This window comes from Sulfitobacter faviae, from assembly GCF_029870955.1.
Lineage (GTDB): Bacteria > Pseudomonadota > Alphaproteobacteria > Rhodobacterales > Rhodobacteraceae > Sulfitobacter > Sulfitobacter faviae.
Genome location: NZ_PGFQ01000001.1, coordinates 1,177,100 through 1,195,541, shown reverse-complemented (window position 1 = coordinate 1,195,541; position 18,442 = coordinate 1,177,100). Strand labels below are relative to the sequence as shown.

The following is an 18,442-nucleotide window of genomic DNA, read 5'->3' as shown; positions in this document are numbered from 1 at the left end:
GCATTGGAGTAGGGCGGGTTTACCAGCGGCCCAGACGGCAACCGGCGATCTGCCGTTGATAGAGTTTGGCGCGGGAATCGACCTTGCCCGCGACCCCGACCAGCCACGCCTTGCTGTTGTAGCTCTTGCGGGCAAAACCGGTGTGGCCCTCGTGATAGGCGAGGTATTGGTTGCGGGCGTCATGCAGCGAGACGCCGTTCCGCTCCCGCGTCAGGTTCATGTACCAGCCCATGAAATCGCTCGCGTCGCGAATCCGGTCGCGTTTGGCGCGCCAGCGGCCCTCGGATTCCAGATACTCATCCCATGTCGCGTCCAAAGCCTGGGAATAGCCAAAGGCGCTGGATTGGCGGCCCATCGGGATCACCCCCAGCACATATTTGAACGGCGTCCGGGCATCCGCCACGAATTTGCTCTCTTGGTGGATGGTGGCCATTTGAACGTGGATGGGGACACCCCATTTCCGCTCGGTCGCGCGGAATGCGCGCAGGTAGTCGGGGTGATCTTTCAGGATCGTGCAGGCGTTATCCAGATCACGTGGGGCCGTTTGAGGCCCGCTGCCGCAGGATGCCACCAGCAGTACGATCATCATTGCGCAAAAATGCTTGCTCATCTGCCTCTCGCCTCTCGTTTTTGTTAGGGGACGTTTTTTCGAAGGAGTTTAACCGATTCACCCTCACCATCACATCACTAAATTGGGAAAATGCGCGGCGGGCTGGGCGGTATTGCGCTGACTGCGAAGCCCCGCGCAGGCGGTATTTCGCAGGAGGCTGGCAAAGCAGTTGCGCCCCGGGCGGTGGGCTGCCGCAAACCCACTGTCGGCGCGGCGTTCACAGTCTGTTTCCCCGTGCAGAGCCGCTGTGATTGGACAAAAGCCCCTTGAAAGGGCTACCGTCGAGGGGTAGGGGCAGCATGTTATGATACGAACACGCGCAAAATATCACCTCGGGCAGATTGTCCGTCACAAGAAGCATCCCTTTCGGGGCGTGATTTTTGACGTCGACCCGGAATTCGCCAACACCGAAGAATGGTATGAGGCGATTCCCGAAGAGAACCGGCCGGTGAAAGATCAGCCATTCTATCATCTCTTGGCCGAGAACGATCAGAGCTACTATGTGGCCTATGTGTCCGAGCAGAACCTCGTGGCCGATTATTCGGGGAGCCTGTGGACCACCCCGATATCCCCGATCTGTTCGGCCCCTTCACCGATGGTGCCTATCCGCTGCATTTCCAGATGAACTAAGCCCGGCGGGCCGTTTGCCGCCCGCCCAAGCGTTTCATCAATAGCCCAAAGCGCAGCCGTCCTTGCGCGGATCGCTCGCGCCTTCCAGCACGCCATCTTCGCGGATGCGGATCGCCTGCGCCCCGCCGATCGCCGTTTCGGGCACTTCGACCCTATGACCCAGATCGCTCAAGCTTTGGCGCACGTCGTCGCCAAAGCCGCGTTCGACCTTCATCACCTGCCCATCGGCAAAGGCGCGGGGTGCGTCGATGGCGCTTTGCACATCCATGTCGAAATCGGTGAGGTTCGAGGCAAAGCGCGCATGGCCGCAGGGCTGATAGGCCCCGCCCATCACGCCAAAGGGCATGGTCACCCGGCCATTCTCGCGGATCATGCCGGGGATGATCGTATGCATCGGGCGTTTGCCGCCTTTCAGCTCATTCGGGTGGCCTTCCTCCAATGTGAAACCCGCGCCACGGTTTTGCAGCAGGATGCCGAACTTGTCCGAGGCGATGCCAGAACCGAAGCCGTGGAAGATCGAATAGATGAGCGAGACCGACATGCCGTCGCCGTCGACCACGGTGATATAGATCGTGTCTTTATGCACCGCCTCGCTGATCGGGGCGGCGGCGGCCATGGCGCGTTTGGGGTCGATCAGGGCCGCAAGGGCGCGGGCGGTCTCAGGCGCCAGCATGTGCTCAAGCCGCGTGGTGTGGTCCGGGTCGGCCAAAAAGCGGTTGCGCGCGTCATAGGCCAGCTTGGTCGCCTCGGCTTCGATATGCAGCCGCTCGGCCCCCAGCGGGTCCATCCCGGCGATGTCGAAGTGATCGAGGATATTCATCAGCAACAGGGCGGTCGCCCCTTGGCCGTTGGGCGGATGTTCGACCACTTCGAGGTCTTTGTACTGGCCGGACACGGGCGTCGTGACCTCGGCGCGGGCCTTGGCGAAATCCTCGGCGCTGTGGCTGCCGCCTGCGGCTTGCAGGGTGGCGATCATGTCCTCGGCGATCTCTCCGGTGTAGAAGGCATCGCGGCCCTGCGCGGCCACGCGGCGCAGCACTTCGGCCTGTCCCGGCGCGCGGAAGATGTCGCCGGTGCGGGGCGTTTTTCCGTTGATGAGGAAGTGATCCCGCGCGCGCCCCTGAAGGGTGCCGCCATCGGTGGCCCAGTCAAAGGCCACGCGCGGGGCGACGGGCACCCCCGCCTCGGCGTAGTGGATCGCAGGGGCGAGCAGGGCGTCCAACCCCAGTTTGCCGGTGCTTTCGGAGAGGTGGCAGAAGGCGTCGATGGCCGTAGGGATCGTCACGGCATCCGCCGAGCGGAGCGGCACCGTCTTTTCGCCCTTGTCCCGCAATTTCGCGGAATCCAGCGCCGCTGGCGCGCAGCCGGACCCGTTGAGGGCATGGACCTCCTCGCTCCCCGCCGGGGAGTAGAGCACGAAACAGTCGCCGCCGATCCCGGTCATCTGCGGCTCGCAAATGCCGAGCAACACCGCCCCGGCGATGGCCGCGTCCATCGCGTTGCCGCCCCGCGCAAGTATATCGACCGCCGCCCGCGCGGCCAGCGGATGCGATGTGGCGCAGATGCCGTTGGTGGCCAAGACCGGTGACCGGCCGGGAAGGTGAAAATCGCGCATGTGCTGCCCCTCGCTGAATTACGTCAGCGTGACCCTAGACGGAGATCTCGGTTCTGCCAATGCGGGGGAAAGTTCCTCGGCACCGCGTACTGGGTGGGGGCTATTAAACACGGCACCGAGGGAAGCCATATGCAGCTACAGCCCCGTTTATGACCGGCAACCAAGGCACAATTGTGATCCCAGCGGGGCCGTATTGGGAAATATGCGGGACGCGCTGCCGTAGGTGTTAACGCGGCGGTAACCCAACCGGGAGCCGCAGGTCGATCCGGTTCTCTTGCGCCAAGCGGCGATAGGTCAGGTCTTTCGCCAGATCGCGGATCAGGAACCAGCCAAAGCCGCCTTCGGGCAGGTCGCAAACCGGGCGGTCGATCTCTTGCGGCAGGCCCAAGGGCGCTTGCAGGTCGGGCATCGGCAGCCCTTCGTCCGACACGGCAAGGTGCAGGCCGTCGGGCGCGTGATGGCAGGCGATATGGATGGGGCCGGGGTGGTGCGGGTCGGGGTAGGCGTGTTCGACGATATTGTTCAGCATTTCGGCGACCACCAAACGCACCACGCAGACCTCCTCGGCCCCGAGCGAAAGGCAGGAGAGCGCGTCCAGCAAAAGCGTGAGCGCCTCCCGCGCGGCCTGCGGGCCGCTGTAAACGGTGATCTCGAACGGGCAGAGCGCGGACCGCGCGGCGGAGAGCCGCATGGCGCTATTCTCGATGCGCGGTAAGGGCGGCGTCAAGCGTGTGGAAGATGCCAAAGACCCTATCCATCCGGGTGAGGGTAAAGACCTTTTCCACCGCCGGGGTCAGCCCGGCCAGCACCAGCGCGCGCTGCGGCGCCAGATGTTTCATCGCCGCCACGATCGCGCCCAAACCGCTGGAATCAATGAAATTGACCCGGTGCAAATCAAGGATCACCACCGGCGGCGCATGGGCCGCGGCGCGGCGCAGCGCATCCTTGAACTCCAGCGCCGCGGCGGCGTCGATCCGGTCATGCAGCACGCTGACCACGCAAAAGCGGTCTTCTGTTTTGGCGGAAACTTCCATAGACATGCCCCGAGACTTTGAAGTTCGAGACGTGATTAACCGTAAAACCTTACCAACTGGTATGCGGTGCAACTCTAGGAGAACGTGATGCGCAATGTCGTGATAACCGGTGCAGCCAGAACCCCGATGGGCGGTTTTCAGGGGGCCTTTGAGGGGCTGACCGCCGCGGAATTGGGCGGCAGCGCGATCAAGGCGGCCTTGGGCAAGACGGATCCTGCCGAGGTGCAAGAGGTGCTGATGGGCTGCGTTCTGCCCGCAGGCCAGGGCCAAGCCCCCGCGCGGCAGGCCGGGTTCAAGGCCGGTCTGAGCGAAGAGGTGCCCGCCACGACGCTGAACAAAATGTGCGGCTCGGGCATGAAGGCGGCGATGATGGCCTTTGACCAGATCGCGCTTGGCCAGACCGATGTGATGGTCGCGGGTGGCATGGAGAGCATGACCAACGCGCCCTATGTTCTGCCCAAGATGCGCGGCGGCGCGCGGCTGGGGCATGGGCAGGTGATCGACCACATGTTCCTCGACGGGTTGGAAGACGCCTATGACAAGGGCCGCCTGATGGGCACCTTTGCCGAGGATTGCGCCGAACGCTTCCAGTTCACCCGCGAGACGCAGGACGACTATGCGCTGGCCTCGCTGTCGCGCGCCATCGAGGCGCAGGAGGGCGGTGCCTTTGAAGATGAGATCGCCCCGGTCGAGGTGAGGTCGCGCCGCGGCAGCACCACGGTCAGCGCCGACGAACAGCCTGCCAGCGCCCGGCCCGAAAAGATCCCCCAGCTAAAACCGGCCTTCCGCGAGGGCGGCACGGTGACGGCGGCGAATTCCTCGTCGATTTCCGATGGGGCGGCGGCGCTGGTGCTGGCGGATGAGGAGACTGCCAAGACCCGCGGCCAGACCATCCGCGCCCGCATCGTCGGCCACGCCAGTCATGCCCAAGCGCCGGGGCTGTTCACCACGGCACCCGTCCCCGCGGCACAGAAACTGCTGGAGCGGATCGGCTGGAAGAAAGAGGATGTCGATCTGTGGGAGGTCAACGAAGCCTTCGCCGTCGTGCCGCTGGCTTTCATGCATGAGATGGACCTCTCCCATGATATCGTGAACGTCAACGGCGGCGCCTGCGCGCTTGGCCATCCCATCGGTGCCTCGGGCGCGCGGATCATGGTGACCCTGCTGAATGCGCTGGAAAAACGCGGGCTGAAACGCGGTGTCGCGGCGATCTGCATTGGCGGCGGCGAGGGCACGGCCATCGCGATCGAACGCCCCTGAGCTCTCGGGCCATTTAACCTATTGCAGGGGGCGGCCTGCCTCCCTTTTTCCGTCTGCAATAAGAGTATCGCCATGACCGTCGACTACCAAACCCTTGCCAAAACCATCGCCGCCCTGACCGAGGGCGAAGACGATGCCGTGGCCCTGATGGCCACCATCGCCTGCGAGGTGCATCACGCGGATGACCGCTTTGACTGGACCGGCTTTTACCGGGTGACCGCGCCCGACTTGTTGAAGATCGGCCCCTATCAGGGCGGGCACGGCTGCCTCGTAATCCCCTTTTCGCGCGGGGTCTGCGGGGCCGCGGCGCGTACGGGCGAGGTGCAATTGGTCGAGGATGTCGACGCCTTTCCGGGCCATATCGCCTGCGCCTCCTCGACACGTTCGGAATTGGTTCTGCCGGTCTGGAGCGGCGCGGGGGAGTTGCTGGGGGTTTTTGACATCGACAGCGACCAGCCAAACGCCTTCACGCAAGCGGATGCCGATGCGCTGAGCGCGATCCTCAAGGATAGTTTCGCCGCCGTCGCCTGACGGCATCGCCCCCGCTTGATCCGCGGGGCTGCATCTGCGAGGGGGAGCCATGGATAGCGAATATAACCCGCCGCAGGACCCATTGGTCATTCTGCATGAAGATGCCGAAGTTCTGCTGGTCGACAAACCTTCAGGGCTGCTCAGCGTGCCGGGCAAGGGCGAACATCTGGCCGATTGCCTGATCACGCGGGTGCAGGCGGTCTTTCCCCAAGCGCTGCTGGTGCACCGGCTCGATCGCGACACCTCGGGCGTGATGATCTTTGCCCTGACGCCCCATGCGCAGCGTCACCTTGGGTTGCAGTTCGAAAAGCGCATGACCCGCAAGACCTATGTCGCGCGGGTCTGGGGCGTGCCTGCGGAGAAATCCGGCAGTGTCGATCTGCCGCTGATCGTCGATTGGCCCAACCGCCCCCGGCAGATGGTCTGCCATGAGACTGGCAAGCCTGCGCAGACCGATTGGAAGATGGTCAAGAACGATGGGGAGACTGCCCGCCTTCGGCTTTTCCCCAAGACCGGGCGCAGCCATCAGCTGCGCGTGCATATGCTGGCGCTTGGGCATCCGATTTTGGGCGACCCTTTCTATGCCACGGGGCCCGCGCGGGATTTTCCGCGGTTGATGCTGCATAGCGAGGAATTGCGGTTCAATCATCCGCAGGGTGGCGCATCGACGAAGGTGCGGGCCAAGGCGCCTTTCTGAGCTGCGCTCCGTGCCCGGCCTTGCGCCGTGAGGTGGGGGCGGGATTGGTATTTGAGAAAGGATGAAGGGGAAGGGGCCGTGGCGCTGCGGTGAAGTTGGGCTTTGTGGCGATCGGGGGTGAAACCGGTGGGGTTTGCGATTACCTCTGACCTATCTGTTCACAGATTGACCCGGAGGATATCATGGGCTTGCGTATCAACGACACTATTCCCGATCTTACAGTCGAAACCGATCAGGGCAGTTTTTCCCTGCATGACTTCGTCGGTGACAATTGGGCGATCCTGTTCTCCCATCCCAAGGATTTCACCCCTGTTTGCACCACCGAGTTCGGCGCCGTGGCGCTGCTTTCCGAGGAATGGGAAAAGCGCGGCACCAAAGTGATTGGCGTCAGTGTCGACGGTGTTGAAGAGCATAAGAAGTGGAAGGGCGATATCGAGAAGGTTGCAGGGGCCGAGGCCGGTTTCCCGATCATCGCGGATGCGGGGCTGGAGGTGTCGAAAGCCTTTGATATGCTGCCCGCCGAAGCCTATTTGCCCGATGGCCGCACGCCTAATGACAGCGCCACGGTGCGATCGGTTTTCATCATCGGGCCGGATAAGCAGTTGAAGCTGAGCATGACCTATCCGATGAACGTGGGCCGGAACTTTGCAGAGGTTCTGCGGGCTTTGGACGGGTTGCAGACGGCGGCGAAGAACGCTGTGGCGACGCCTGCGGATTGGCAGGTGGGTGAGGATGTGATCATCCCCGCGACGGTGTCGGATGAGGACGCCAAGGCGAAGTTCGGGGCGTTTGAGACGGTGTTGCCCTATTTGCGCAAAGCGCAGCTGCCGGGCTGACCTGCCCTTAGCGATGGCTAAGCTTATGGGCGAAGGCCATCGCTTTTTCATGCAGCAACCTACGCTGTTTGCGCAGGCCATAGAGGGGGGAACGCCGGAATTGCCCTCTGTTTCCTCCAGAACGAGCGGAAATGTCACTGTCGAACCGGCCCGCCGTGACGAGGCTTTGGGCTGTGGCAAGCCCCATGTCGGAGCGCGTCAGCACCTGTCTGAGCATGTTATCCGCAGGGCAGAAGATAGGTTCGGAGGCGGCGAGGAAGGCCTCGGCCCCGGCACGGTTCCAGATCAGCGCGTGGGCGAGCATCGGAAAGTAATGGGCGCGGAGCAGCGGCACGCCTGCGACTTTGGCCATGGGGCTGGTGATTTTCAGGCGTGTCGCGCCCAGATTTACACAGTGCCAATCGGTGCGGGGGCGCAGCCATTCTATCAGCTCTGGCACGACGGTTCTGAATGTGGGTTCCAGGGCGATGTCATCTTCGAAGACGAAACCAAGTTCATCGCCGCTCTCTAGGAAGGCGGCGGCGGCGCGTTGGTGCGAGACGTAGCAGCCGACCTCGCCTTGGGTCATCGACCGGCCCATGAAACGTCGGGCTTTGCGATCGTCATAGGGGGCGAATTGGGCCAGATCGATCTCGCGCCCGTCGAAGGCATCCACGCGGACGGCTTCGATCTGTGCGGTGTCCAGTTCGGCCTTCGCACTGTCCAGTCGCTGGGGGAGGCGGCCAGATTGATGACGAATCCCTTCGGGCGCTGTGGCATCGTTATGACCTCATTCCTGCGGCGCGCGGGGCGATGACAGGCTTATACGGGTTAAACTTTGGGGGTGGGCCGCCCGCGCAGCCAGTTCTTGAACCGTTTGAAGGCGGAGGGCGGTTTGTGGGCGACGCTGACAAACCCAATGTGCTGGCAAGCGCCGGGTTTCAGGAAAGCGGTGAATTTACCCTGTTTGCGCAATTGGCGCGAGATGTGGCTTTCGCGTTTGAAACCGCTGAAGCCGCCGACCTCTTTCCAAAGGGAAATCGGGGCCAGATGCGGATTAAAAGTATAGCCGTACCATTTGGGGCTGAGCGCATCCATCCGCGCATAGGGGATGCCGGCGCATTCTTCGGTGACGATCTGGGCGCGAGCCGCATCTTCGATGAAGAAGTTATCAGTGTCGCGGAAACAGACCGAAGAGACATCGGGATGGGCCTCTAGCAGGCGCAGGGCGTCATCTAAAAAATCGTGGCGGGTGAACTCCCAATCGTCTTCCATGTGAAAGACATAAGGCGTGCGCACCTTGGCATACATGGCGTCGACGGCGGGGTGGTGGCCGACCTGTTTGCCCAGATCGATGCGCTGCCCATGAGGGCAGAGCCGGTCGAAGACCGCGCTGGTTTCGGCATCGCCGAAGTCGTTGATGCCAATGATCGGCAGCTTGCGCAGCTCCGGGCCGAGGCTTTCGAGTGTTTGTTGCAAGACATCGGGGCGCAGCCCATGGTGATGCAAATCGTGACCAGATTTTCTGCGCGCATGTCTCGTACTGCCCCAAGGGGAAGCTGCGGACCCCCGGTGAGGGTCCGCAGCAGTTTTTGATTAACCTTCTGCCGCTTCTTTCTTCTCGGCAGTGATCTCTTCGCCAGTCTCCTGATCGACGACTTTCATCGACAGGCGCACCTTGCCGCGATCGTCGAAGCCCAGAAGCTTGACTTTCACTTCCTGACCTTCCTTCAGAACGTCCGAAGGGTGGTTCAGGCGGCGGTTTTCGATCTGGGAGACATGCACCAGACCGTCGCGCTTGCCGAAGAAGTTCACGAAGGCGCCGAAATCGACGATTTTCACAACGGTGCCGGTGTAGATGGCACCTTCTTCGGGCTCGGCCACGATCGAATAGATCATGTCATAGGCTTTCTTGATCGCTTCGCCGTTGGGGCTGGCGATCTTGATGGTGCCTTCGTCGTTGATGTCGACCTTGGCGCCGGAAACCTCGACGATCTCACGGATGACCTTGCCGCCCGAGCCGATCACTTCGCGGATCTTGTCGGTCGGGATTTGCATGGTCTCGATACGCGGGGCGTGGACGGAGAAGTCCGCGGCGCCCGAGATCGCCTTGTTCATCTCGCCGAGGATGTGGATACGGCCTTCTTTGGCCTGGGCCAGGGCTTTCTCCATGATCTCGGGCGTGATGCCTGCGACCTTGATGTCCATCTGCAGCGAGGTGATACCGGCTTCGGTGCCCGCAACCTTGAAGTCCATGTCGCCGAGGTGGTCTTCGTCACCCAGGATGTCCGACAGGATCGCGTAGGAGCCGTCATCTTCGAGGATCAGACCCATCGCCACACCGGCCACGGCCGATTTCAGCGGCACGCCCGCGTCCATCATGGACAAGGAGCCACCGCAGACCGATGCCATCGACGAGGAGCCGTTGGATTCGGTGATCTCGGAGACGAGACGGATGGTGTAGGGGAAGTCTGTTGCCGCGGGCAGAACCGCCTGCAGGGCGCGCCATGCGAGCTTGCCGTGGCCGACTTCGCGGCGTCCGGGAGGGCCCACGCGACCCACTTCGCCGACCGAGTAGGGCGGGAAGTTGTAGTGCAGCAGGAAGTTCGATTTGAAGTTACCGTGCAGCGCGTCGATGAACTGCTCATCGTCGCCGGTGCCGAGCGTGGTCACCACGAGGCCCTGCGTCTCACCACGGGTGAAAAGCGCCGAGCCGTGGGTCCGCGGCAGGATGCCGGTTTCGGCCACGATGTCGCGGATCTCGTCGGTGCGACGGCCGTCGATACGCTTGCCGGTTTTCACCACGTCGCCGCGCAGGATGCTGGCCTCAAGGCCCTTCATTGCGGAGCTGAGGTTCTTGTCCTCAAGCTGCTCTTCGGTGAGCTTGCTCTTGATCGTCTCACGGGCAGCAGCAACGGCGGCGGTGCGCTCTTGCTTGTCCACGATCGCGAAAGCGGCACGCATTTCGTCTTCGCCAGCGGCTTTCACGGCAGCCGACAGATCGGAATAGTCTTCGGGCTGGAAGTCGAAAGGCTCCTTCGCGGCTTCCTCGGCCAGATCGATGATCAGGTCGATGACCGGCTGGATCTGCTCATGCGCGAATTTCACGGCGCCCAGCATTTCCTCTTCCGACAGCTCATAGGCTTCGGATTCGACCATCATCACTGCGTCCTTGGTGCCCGCGACCACGAGGTCGAGGCGCTGGTCGGGGTTGGTGCGCAGGTCTTGCATGTCGTCGATGGTGGGGTTCAGCACATAGTCGCCACCCTCATAGCCCACACGGCAGCCCGCGATCGGACCCATGAAGGGCGCGCCCGAGAGTGTCAGCGCGGCGGAGGCGGCGATCATGGCGACCATGTCGGGGTCGTTGACCAGATCGTGGCTCAGCACGGTGCACATCACCAGAACTTCGTTTTTGAAGCCGGGGACGAAGAGCGGGCGGATCGGACGGTCGATCAGACGCGCGGTCAGTGTTTCCTTCTCGGTGGGGCGGGCCTCACGCTTGAAGAAGCCACCCGGTACTTTACCGGCGGCATAGTATTTCTCTTGGTAGTGCACGGTCAGGGGGAAGAAATCCTGCCCGGGCTTTTGCTGACGTGCATACGTCACGTTGGCCATGACGCTGGTCTCGCCCAGCGTGGCAATCACCGACCCGTCCGCCTGACGGGCAACCTTACCGGTTTCCAGTGTCAGCGTCTCTTCGCCCCACTGGATCGATTTTTTTGTTACATTAAACATCTACGTTTCCTTTTTGGCCCATTGGCCATTGCATAGGGGCCGTATTGCCCCTGACTCCGGTATCTTCTTTTTCAGGCGCTGGAGTCCGGGCGCCGGATTTCAGATTGCGCGGGCATACATGTTTTCATGGCAAATGGGAAGCGTTCTATCGCCTCGGGGCCATAAGCGGCGGGTTCTTTCCGCCGCAGCGCGCCCCGGTCTGCGCGCAACAAAAAACCTCCCGGCAGGGGCCGGGAGGTTTTGGTCGTCCTGTCACCGGAACTTCCGGCGGCTTGCGCGCGATTAGCGGCGCAGGCCGAGGCGTTTGATCAGGTCCTGATAGCGGGACTCGTCTTTGGCCTTAACGTAATCCAGCAGCTTGCGGCGCGTCGCGACCATTTTCAAAAGACCACGGCGGCCGTGGTTGTCTTTCTTGTGGGTCTTGAAGTGCTCGGTCAGCGTGGTGATGCGCGAGGTCAGAATGGCAACCTGAACTTCGGGCGAACCGGTGTCGCCTTCTTTGGTGCCAAATTCTTTCATGACTTTTGCTTTTTCTTCAGCAGTGATCGACATCGGGGTCTCCTTTCGAAAAGAGTTAAAATGGATGGCGCAGGCCGGGATGTCGTCCAGCGCAGGCCCATGGAGATATCACCCGCTGACGGAATCAGCAGGCGATGGGGCGTATAGGAGGAATTTCCGCCTTTGGCAAAGGGTGATTTGCGCATGGGCTCCGGACCGCCTTAGGCCGCGAGGCCGAGGTCGAAGGCCGCAGAGAGCGGGATCAGCGCGATATCGTCTAGCGTGATGCTGTCCCCCGCCACCCGCGCGACGATGATATCGTCCAGCAGGACGAGGGTTTGGCCCGCATCCTCCGGGTCGGGCAGGATGGAGAGCGGTGGCTCCGCCCCGCCCGCGCTGCTGTCGTCCCAGACAAAGAGCAGCGAATCGTCCGCCGCGTGGTAGTCCGTGATCTGCGCCGCCCCGCCTTGGCCGATCCAGTCCCCCAAGGCGATCTGATCGGTGCCGTCGCCCGAGGTCACCACATCCCCGGCGCCCGCAATTATCAGGTCGTCGCCGCCGCCGCCGTTCAGGAAATCGGGGTTTTGTAGGTCATCCGCCCCGGTGAGCGTGTCGTCGCCCCAGCCGCCAAAGAGCGTATCCACGCCCGCGCCGCCGCGCAGCGCATCGTCGCCAAGCCCGCCTTGCAGGGCATCGTTTCCGGCTTCGCCCTCCAGCAGGTCATCCCCCGCCGCGCCTTGGAGCGCATCATCGCCCGCCCCGCCATAGAGAAAGTCGTCGTCGCTATGGCCGAAGAGGCTGTCGTTGCCCGCGCCGCCGAAGAGGTCGTCATCCCCGCCATTGCCATGCAGGATGTCGCCGCCCGCGCCACCTTGGAGCGTGTCATTGCCGCCGTGGCCGTGCAGGTCATCATCCCCGCCGCCGCCACGAAGCAGGTCCTCCCCGCCGTAGCCGCCAAGCTGGTCGTCGCCGGGGCCGCCCTCCACCGTCTCACCGTCATCGCTGCCCGACAGGATATCTCCGACCGTGGTGGTGCCGCCGCCCGGGCTGTCCCCCTCAGGCAACGCGTCCTCCGGCGGCGTTTCGATTTCCACGAAAGTGACGGCGCCGACCGCCATCAGACCCATTACCCCAGCCAGCCACAACATCCGCAGTTCCACCCGTTGATTGCTTGATGCCCCACACATCGTCCCAGCTTCAAAAGGGCATGTCGTGGCTGTAAAATCAAAGGAATAGCGGGGAAATGGTTAACGAATGCCTGCCCGCGCCGGGGGCTCGGGCTGCCACAGAACCGGCTCTTGGGTGTAGGGCAGGTACAGCGGATGGCGCGGATGCCCGGCTTTGGAGAGGCCGAGGTGGTAGAGCGGTTTCTCCCCCTCAGCCAGTCGTGCGGCGACGGCCAGACCGCGGTCGAGATGGGCGCCATGCACGCCCCAAGCGGCGATGATGCGGTCGGCCCAATCGGCCCCCTCGACCAGCGTGGCATCATTGTCGGGGCCGATAGGATCGGGCGCGGCGCGCATGTCGCGCGGATCGGTGGCGCGGAAGGCGAAGATATTGGTCACCCGGAAGCCGCCAAAGCCTAGTACCCGCGCCCGACGCTCGCACCGCTCGACCGTCGGGTCGTTCTGCACCTCGGTCGCGGTGGAGGGGTTCAGCATCACGAACATCACCTGCGGGGCGCCTGCGTCCCAGATCCGCGTGAGGCTGTAGCGGTATTGCTCGCAGGGCGAGTAGACCGCGGTCGAAGGTGCGTCGCCCTTGGTGTGGCTGCGGGTGATCAGGGCCATTCAGCCCTCATTCGCGTCCGACGACAGGTTGAACACCCGGCTGGGGTGCAGCTCTCCCGCCTTGAAGCGGCCCACGGCGACAGGCTGCCCGTCGAACGAGGCCCAGCATTCATCGCCATATTCCACGTCATGGGCGATGACCATGCCGGGGTTGCCGTTGCGCAGGCGGGTGGCGCCTTCGGGGTGGCTTTGACTTCGGGCAGCTCGGCCAGCCCTTCGGCCAGCGGCAACAGATAGGTGTCGAGTTCCGGTGTCCGGGCCAGCTCATCGACCTGCGCCAGCGTCAGGGCGTTGGCCGCTTCGAACGGGCCGGACCATGTGCGGCGCAATTCGCGGACGTGGCCGAGACAGCCAAGCTTCTGCCCCAGATCGCGCGCGATGGAGCGGACATAGCCGCCTTTGCCGCAGACCATTTCAAGCGTGACATGATCGGCATCGGGGCGGTCGACCAGCAGCAGGCTTTCCACCCAGAGGGGCGGGCGGCGATCTCCATCTCTTCGCCGTCGCGGGCGCGTTTATAGGCGCGTTGGCCGTCGATCTTTACGGCGGAGAACTGCGGCGGCACCTGCTGGATGTCACCGATAAAGCCGTTCAGCGCATCCTTGATCGCGGCGTCATCGGGGCGCAGGTCAGAGGTGCCGATGACTTCGCCCTCGGCGTCGTCGGTATTGGTGGCGATGCCGAGCCGCACGGTGAACTCATAGGCTTTGAGCGCGTCGGTGATATAGGGCACGGTCTTGGTCGCTTCGCCCAAGGCGATGGCCAGAACGCCGGTCGCTTCGGGGTCGAGCGTGCCTGCGTGGCCCGCCTTCTTGGCCTCCAGCGCCCAGCGGACCTTGTTGACCACGGCGGTCGAGGTGGGGCCCGCGGGCTTGTCCACCACCAGCCAACCGGAAATATCGCGACCCTTGCGTTTGCGTGCCATGTCTTGCCCCTTCGCTTTTGTGGTGCTGCCCTCTATCGGAGCCGCGCCGCGCTGCCCAGCCCTCATGCGCCGAAAAGCTCACTTTGCGGGCGTCACGATGCCTACGATCGGCCCCAAGGTGGTAAAGCCCGCCCCGCTGCGGCGCAGGCTGGGGGCGCGCAGGCGCGAGATATTGCCGTCGAAATACAGCGCGTTAGGCAGGTCCAACTCATCCCGGTAGAGCCGGGCGAATTCGTGAAAGGTGACCACATCGTTGGAAATCGCGAAAACCGCGCGTTTGCCATCTGCCGTGGTGCCAACCCCGTTTCGGATATAGCGCGAAGTGCTGTCGGGCAGGAATCGCGGGTGCAGCGCCCCGTCGATCACCAACATCGGCCCCGATTGCGTGGCAAAGCGGCAGTTCGGTTTGGCCTTGAGATAGCGCTTGGTCTCGATCACATCGGCGCGGCCCTTGCGCAGGCAAAAGACCCCATTGGGCAGCAGGCCGAAATTGCCGGGGCCAGCACTGTCAATCACGCCGCGCGTCTCGACTCCATCTTCGATGTAATGCCCAACCGGGGAGCGGTCTTCGTGGTACATGCCCGCGTTCATGGCAAAACCGAGCCGCAGCCCCTGCGCTTTCAACGCCTCGTCGAGCGAGCCGAAGAACCCATAGGGCGCGCCCGCCTCATTGTTGAGAAAGAGCCGCAGGTCATCCCGCTCCAGATCGACTTCACAGACCGTGTAGGAACTGCCGTCAAAGGTAATGTTGCGGCATTCGGCAGCGTCCGCAGGCGTGCCTTTCAGCGCCAGAAGCGCGAATGCGATCAGGCCCGCGCGGATCACTGATCCGGCGCGCCGTCGGCACTGTCACCGGCACCGTCGTCATCGGGGGCATCCGCATCGCGGCGCACCACCTCTTGGTTCAACATGCGGCGGGTGTCGTCCATCCGGTCAAAGGTCTGGTCCAACTGAAAGCGCAGATCGGGCGAGAACTTGAGCGTCAGTTTCTTGGCGACCTGACGGCGCAATTCGCTTTTGTTGCGGGCCAGCAGTTTGAGAACCTCATCCTGACCTTCCCCGCCCAAGGGCAGCACATAGGCCGTGGCGATCTTGAGGTCGGGAGAGATGCGCACCTCGCCCACGGTGATCGACATCCGATTGAGATCGGTGTCATGCACATCCCCGCGTGCGAGAACATCGGACAAGGCGCGGCGGACGGTTTCGCCCACGCGGAGTTGTCGTTGCGACGGGCCGGGGCCCTCATGAAACTTGTTCTTTGCCATGCCCCCCATCTAAGGCTTCGGTTGCACTTTGCCAAGCGCTCCGCGACGGGCTAAACCGGCCCTGCCAGTCACGGCCAGAACCGCAGGAGACCGAGTATGACACAGACCCCCGGCATTGCCGTCACCGGCGCCTCTGGCCGCATGGGCCAAATGTTGATCCGTGAGATCATCGCCAGCGACAAAATGCATCTAGCCGCGGCGCTGGAGCGTCCGGGCCATGACTGGATTGGCCGCGATCTGGGCGAGGCGATGGGCGGCACGGCCTCGGGCGTGACTGTGACAGACAATGCGGCAGAGGCTTTTGGCAAGGTGCAGGCCGTCATCGACTTCACCGCGCCGCAGGCCACCATCGCTTTTGCCGGTGAGGCCGCCAAGGCCGGGATCGTCCATGTCATCGGCACCACCGGCATGACCGAAGATGAGATCGCGCAGCTTGCCCCTGCCGCCGAACAGGGGCCGTCATCGTTCGTGCGGGGAACATGAGCCTCGGCGTGAACCTGCTGACGCAGCTCACCCGGCAGGTCGCCGCCGCGCTGGACGTGGATTACGACATTGAGATCATCGAATCCCACCACAATCAGAAAGTCGATGCCCCCTCGGGCACCGCATTGATGCTGGGCGAAGCCGCCGCCGAGGGGCGCGGTGTCAAACTGGCGGATGTTTCGGACCGGGGCCGCGATGGGATCACCGGCGCGCGGCAAAAGGGCGATATCGGTTTCACCGCGATCCGGGGCGGCGATATCGTGGGCGAACATGACGTGATGTTCGCCGCCGCCGGAGAGCGGATCATCCTGCGCCACGTTGCCTCGGACCGTGCGCTTTTCGCCCGCGGGGCGCTTAAGGCCGCTCTTTGGGGGCAGGGCAAAGCACCGGGCGAGTATGACATGCTGGACGTACTTGGCCTGAAGGGCTGAGGCGCAGGCAAATTGTCTGAAACTTTACCTTCCTTGGCTACGTGAGTGCCTCAGGCAACTCACCCCAAGGGAGGTTTCGATGAAGATTACCTTTGCACTGGCCGTGACAGCGATGCTCGCGGCTGTTGGTCTGCCCGCTGCGGCGGAATATGCCCGTATTCAGAACAAGTCAGACTTCGTTGCGGCGGTGAATGGCAAAAGGCTGACCCGCCCGCTGGTCGATCTGCGGGTCACCTCAGGTGGGGCCATTTCCGGCAAGGGCGCGGTTTGGGAGGTCACCGGCAAGTGGTCGTGGAAAGACGGTTATTTCTGCCGCACGCTGATCTGGGGCGGCAAGGATCTGGGCTATAATTGCCAAGTGGTCATGCGCGATGGCGCGAAAATCCGCTTCACCTCTGACAAAGGTGCGGGTGAGTCGGCGGTGCTGACCCTGCGCTAAGACAGCTTAGAAATCGACGGCGATGCCCTTCTTTTCCCAGTCGCCATAGCGCACAGGCTCCGGCCCATCGCGCCCGCCAAGTTCGGTGGGCATGTCGAGCGCGGCGGCGGCCTCGCGCCGGGCCGCGGCCTCGGCCAAGGCGCGTTGCGCGGCGGCAGGCAGGTCGGGGCCGGGGGTCGGCGTCGGGTCATGCGGCGTGTCGGGAATCGGTTTCGGCCCCGGTTTGGGCTGCGGGGGCAGGTCCGGTTTGGGGCTGGGCGTCGGGTCAGGGCCGGGTCTGCTGTCGGGAATGGGGCGTTGATCGGGCATCATGGTCCTCTTGAGCCAAGTTCTCCCTTGATATACGTCGCCCGCTGGCCCAGACAACCCGGCAACCCCTCAAGCCAGACCCAGATAGGATATGACCATGGCAGACACAGGCGTTCAGGCCCGCAGAAGCGCGGTATATCTGCTGGATCAGATTTTGGGCGATGAGCCGCGGCTGATGTCCGAGCTTCTTGCCGCGGGCGCGCTGGACAAGCTGCCCCCCGATGATCGGGCGCGGGCGCAGCGTCTGGCGCAGGACACGCTGCGCGGGTTGGAACGGGCGGACCGGTTGCTGCAAAAACACCTGCAAAAGGCACCGCCGCTGACCGTGCGCAATGTGCTGCGGGTCGGCACGGTTGAGCTTTGTCAGGGCGGGGCCGCGCATGGGGTGGTGAATGCGATGGTGAACCTCGTCTCGCAGCACCGCACGCTGAGCCATCTCAAGGGGCTGACCAACGCGGTGCTGCGCAAGATCGCCGCTCAGGGGCCCGAGGCGTGGGATGCCCTGCGCGCGCCGCGCCTGCCGAAATGGCTGCGCGGACCGCTGGCTGAGGCTTGGGGAACCGATGCCATGGCCGCGATGGAACAGGCGCATTTCGCCGGCGCACCGCTTGATCTGACCGCCAAGGGCGACGCTGCCACTTTGGCAAAGGCCGTGGGGGGCACGCTGCTGCCGACAGGCTCCGTTCGGGTGACGGATGCCGGGCAGGTCTCCACCATGCCGGGCTTTGCCGAGGGGGACTGGTGGGTGCAAGATGCCGCCGCCGCGATCCCGGTGCGGGTGCTGGCGCCCAGGGAGGGCGAGACTGTGCTGGACCTCTGCGCCGCGCCGGGCGGCAAGACGATGCAACTGGCCGCCGCGGGGGCGGTCGTCACCGCCGTTGACCAGTCGCACCCCCGGATGCAGCGGGTGAAGGAAAACCTCGCCCGCGTCGGGCTGAAGGCCAAGACGCTGATCAAGGACGCGCGCGCCGTGCAGGGTACATTCGACGCCATTCTGCTGGACGCGCCATGCTCCGCCACCGGCACCATCCGCCGCCACCCGGACCTGCCCTATGCCAAGGACGGATCGGAATTCGGTGATCTGATCGAGTTGCAATCCGAGTTGATCGACCACGCCTGGAGCCTGCTCAAGCCCGGCGGGCGGTTGGTGTTCTGCACCTGTAGCCTGCTGCCCGACGAGGGCGAAGTGCAGGTCGACGAAGCCTTGGAGCGGCATGGCGACATGAACGTCGACACCGCCGCGCTGGAACTGCCGGGGGTCGAGGCTGATTGGCACACCGAAGAGGGCGGGCTGCGCCTGCGCCCCGATTTCTGGGCCGATCAAGGCGGGATGGACGGGTTCTATATCGCCTGTCTGCGCAAGGACTGACCC

At 63.6% G+C, this 18,442-nt stretch carries 19 protein-coding genes and 3 pseudogenes; 8 read left to right on the top strand and 14 right to left on the bottom strand.

Going from position 1 to position 18,442, the window contains the following annotated elements; translation table 11 throughout:
• Positions 1–19: 19 nt before the first annotated feature.
• Complete coding sequence (locus tag CUR85_RS06175) at positions 20–610, bottom strand: transglycosylase SLT domain-containing protein (RefSeq protein WP_067261748.1); 591 nt, start codon at positions 608–610, stop codon at positions 20–22.
• A 304-nt stretch (positions 611–914) separates the two neighbouring features.
• On the opposite strand from CUR85_RS06175, the pseudogene hspQ reads away from it, so the two are divergent.
• A pseudogene (gene hspQ, locus CUR85_RS06170) lies at positions 915–1,240 on the top strand (heat shock protein HspQ).
• Positions 1,241–1,277: 37 nt separating this feature from the next.
• Here the strand turns inward: hspQ and CUR85_RS06165 are convergent.
• The 3 genes from CUR85_RS06165 to CUR85_RS06155 form a co-directional block, all read right to left on the bottom strand.
• On the bottom strand, positions 1,278–2,855 hold the full coding sequence (locus CUR85_RS06165; RefSeq protein ID WP_067266761.1) for a gamma-glutamyltransferase family protein: 1,578 nt from the start codon (positions 2,853–2,855) through the stop codon (positions 1,278–1,280).
• A gap of 226 nt (positions 2,856–3,081) precedes the next feature.
• Complete coding sequence (locus CUR85_RS06160; RefSeq protein WP_067266759.1) at positions 3,082–3,546, bottom strand: ATP-binding protein; 465 nt, start codon at positions 3,544–3,546, stop codon at positions 3,082–3,084.
• 4 nt (positions 3,547–3,550) lie between these two features.
• Positions 3,551–3,889 carry an STAS domain-containing protein gene (locus CUR85_RS06155; protein WP_067266757.1) on the bottom strand — a complete coding sequence of 113 codons (339 nt, stop codon included), beginning with the start codon at positions 3,887–3,889 and terminating at the stop codon, positions 3,551–3,553.
• A gap of 87 nt (positions 3,890–3,976) precedes the next feature.
• Between CUR85_RS06155 and CUR85_RS06150 the strand changes: the two genes are divergently transcribed.
• The 4 genes from CUR85_RS06150 to CUR85_RS06135 all read left to right on the top strand — a co-directional run bounded on the left by CUR85_RS06150 (position 3,977) and on the right by CUR85_RS06135 (position 7,213).
• A complete protein-coding gene (locus CUR85_RS06150) occupies positions 3,977–5,149 on the top strand; it encodes a thiolase family protein (RefSeq protein WP_067266755.1) in 1,173 nt (390 codons plus the stop codon).
• A gap of 72 nt (positions 5,150–5,221) precedes the next feature.
• On the top strand, positions 5,222–5,680 hold the full coding sequence (locus CUR85_RS06145; RefSeq protein WP_067266753.1) for a GAF domain-containing protein: 459 nt from the start codon (positions 5,222–5,224) through the stop codon (positions 5,678–5,680).
• A gap of 49 nt (positions 5,681–5,729) precedes the next feature.
• On the top strand, positions 5,730–6,377 hold the full coding sequence (locus CUR85_RS06140; RefSeq protein WP_067266751.1) for a pseudouridine synthase: 648 nt from the start codon (positions 5,730–5,732) through the stop codon (positions 6,375–6,377).
• A gap of 182 nt (positions 6,378–6,559) precedes the next feature.
• Positions 6,560–7,213 (top strand): peroxiredoxin, encoded by a 654-nt coding sequence (locus CUR85_RS06135; RefSeq protein WP_067266749.1) that lies wholly within the window; start codon positions 6,560–6,562, stop codon positions 7,211–7,213.
• Between the two features lie 7 nt (positions 7,214–7,220).
• Here CUR85_RS06135 and CUR85_RS06130 read toward each other — a convergent pair whose 3' ends face one another.
• The 9 genes and pseudogenes from CUR85_RS06130 to rbfA all read right to left on the bottom strand — a co-directional run bounded on the left by CUR85_RS06130 (position 7,221) and on the right by rbfA (position 15,408).
• Positions 7,221–7,919 carry a glycosyltransferase family 25 protein gene (locus CUR85_RS06130; protein ID WP_280322866.1) on the bottom strand — a complete coding sequence of 233 codons (699 nt, stop codon included), beginning with the start codon at positions 7,917–7,919 and terminating at the stop codon, positions 7,221–7,223.
• Positions 7,920–8,023: 104 nt separating this feature from the next.
• Positions 8,024–8,671, bottom strand: a complete 648-nt coding sequence (locus tag CUR85_RS06125) for a hypothetical protein (protein ID WP_280322234.1) — start codon at positions 8,669–8,671, stop codon at positions 8,024–8,026.
• A gap of 117 nt (positions 8,672–8,788) precedes the next feature.
• Entirely contained in the window at positions 8,789–10,930 is a 2,142-nt protein-coding gene (gene pnp / locus CUR85_RS06120; protein ID WP_067266744.1) for a polyribonucleotide nucleotidyltransferase, read from the bottom strand.
• Positions 10,931–11,212: 282 nt separating this feature from the next.
• Positions 11,213–11,482 carry a 30S ribosomal protein S15 gene (gene rpsO, locus CUR85_RS06115; RefSeq protein WP_067266742.1) on the bottom strand — a complete coding sequence of 90 codons (270 nt, stop codon included), beginning with the start codon at positions 11,480–11,482 and terminating at the stop codon, positions 11,213–11,215.
• A 167-nt stretch (positions 11,483–11,649) separates the two neighbouring features.
• Positions 11,650–12,576, bottom strand: a complete 927-nt coding sequence (locus CUR85_RS06110; RefSeq protein ID WP_067266765.1) for a calcium-binding protein — start codon at positions 12,574–12,576, stop codon at positions 11,650–11,652.
• Between the two features lie 99 nt (positions 12,577–12,675).
• Positions 12,676–13,212, bottom strand: a complete 537-nt coding sequence (locus CUR85_RS06105; protein ID WP_067266763.1) for a DUF1643 domain-containing protein — start codon at positions 13,210–13,212, stop codon at positions 12,676–12,678.
• 6 nt (positions 13,213–13,218) lie between these two features.
• Positions 13,219–14,143, bottom strand: a pseudogene (gene truB, locus CUR85_RS06100) (tRNA pseudouridine(55) synthase TruB).
• Between the two features lie 78 nt (positions 14,144–14,221).
• Entirely contained in the window at positions 14,222–14,968 is a 747-nt protein-coding gene (locus tag CUR85_RS06095; protein ID WP_067266738.1) for a phosphodiester glycosidase family protein, read from the bottom strand.
• Positions 14,965–15,408 (bottom strand): 30S ribosome-binding factor RbfA, encoded by a 444-nt coding sequence (gene rbfA, locus CUR85_RS06090; protein WP_067266736.1) that lies wholly within the window; start codon positions 15,406–15,408, stop codon positions 14,965–14,967. The genes CUR85_RS06095 and rbfA overlap by 4 nt, the downstream gene beginning before the upstream one ends.
• A 96-nt stretch (positions 15,409–15,504) precedes the next feature.
• Between rbfA and dapB the strand changes: the two are divergent.
• Positions 15,505–16,322: pseudogene (gene dapB, locus CUR85_RS06085) on the top strand (4-hydroxy-tetrahydrodipicolinate reductase).
• Between the two features lie 79 nt (positions 16,323–16,401).
• Entirely contained in the window at positions 16,402–16,761 is a 360-nt protein-coding gene (locus CUR85_RS06080) for a dihydrodipicolinate reductase (RefSeq protein ID WP_067266732.1), read from the top strand.
• 6 nt (positions 16,762–16,767) lie between these two features.
• Here CUR85_RS06080 and CUR85_RS06075 read toward each other — a convergent pair whose 3' ends face one another.
• On the bottom strand, positions 16,768–17,073 hold the full coding sequence (locus CUR85_RS06075; protein ID WP_067266731.1) for a DUF1674 domain-containing protein: 306 nt from the start codon (positions 17,071–17,073) through the stop codon (positions 16,768–16,770).
• 94 nt (positions 17,074–17,167) lie between these two features.
• Here CUR85_RS06075 and CUR85_RS06070 point away from each other — a divergent pair, with 94 nt between their 5' ends.
• The gene (locus tag CUR85_RS06070) at positions 17,168–18,439 is read left to right on the top strand and encodes an RsmB/NOP family class I SAM-dependent RNA methyltransferase (protein ID WP_067266729.1); all 1,272 of its coding nucleotides are present in this window, start codon (positions 17,168–17,170) and stop codon (positions 18,437–18,439) included.
• Positions 18,440–18,442: the final 3 nt, after the last annotated feature.

Coding starts and splice junctions, on each gene's coding strand:
- CUR85_RS06145 (WP_067266753.1), top strand. CDS start 5,222: ATGACCGTCGACTACCAAACCCTTGCCAAAACCATCGCCGCCCTGACC.
- CUR85_RS06075 (WP_067266731.1), bottom strand. CDS start 17,073: ATGATGCCCGATCAACGCCCCATTCCCGACAGCAGACCCGGCCCTGAC.
- CUR85_RS06140 (WP_067266751.1), top strand. CDS start 5,730: ATGGATAGCGAATATAACCCGCCGCAGGACCCATTGGTCATTCTGCAT.
- CUR85_RS06070 (WP_067266729.1), top strand. CDS start 17,168: ATGGCAGACACAGGCGTTCAGGCCCGCAGAAGCGCGGTATATCTGCTG.
- rpsO (WP_067266742.1), bottom strand. CDS start 11,482: ATGTCGATCACTGCTGAAGAAAAAGCAAAAGTCATGAAAGAATTTGGC.
- CUR85_RS06135 (WP_067266749.1), top strand. CDS start 6,560: ATGGGCTTGCGTATCAACGACACTATTCCCGATCTTACAGTCGAAACC.
- CUR85_RS06175 (WP_067261748.1), bottom strand. CDS start 610: ATGAGCAAGCATTTTTGCGCAATGATGATCGTACTGCTGGTGGCATCC.
- CUR85_RS06155 (WP_067266757.1), bottom strand. CDS start 3,889: ATGGAAGTTTCCGCCAAAACAGAAGACCGCTTTTGCGTGGTCAGCGTG.
- rbfA (WP_067266736.1), bottom strand. CDS start 15,408: ATGGCAAAGAACAAGTTTCATGAGGGCCCCGGCCCGTCGCAACGACAA.
- CUR85_RS06160 (WP_067266759.1), bottom strand. CDS start 3,546: ATGCGGCTCTCCGCCGCGCGGTCCGCGCTCTGCCCGTTCGAGATCACC.
- CUR85_RS06110 (WP_067266765.1), bottom strand. CDS start 12,576: ATGTTGTGGCTGGCTGGGGTAATGGGTCTGATGGCGGTCGGCGCCGTC.
- CUR85_RS06080 (WP_067266732.1), top strand. CDS start 16,402: ATGAAGATTACCTTTGCACTGGCCGTGACAGCGATGCTCGCGGCTGTT.
- CUR85_RS06150 (WP_067266755.1), top strand. CDS start 3,977: ATGCGCAATGTCGTGATAACCGGTGCAGCCAGAACCCCGATGGGCGGT.
- pnp (WP_067266744.1), bottom strand. CDS start 10,930: ATGTTTAATGTAACAAAAAAATCGATCCAGTGGGGCGAAGAGACGCTG.
- CUR85_RS06165 (WP_067266761.1), bottom strand. CDS start 2,855: ATGCGCGATTTTCACCTTCCCGGCCGGTCACCGGTCTTGGCCACCAAC.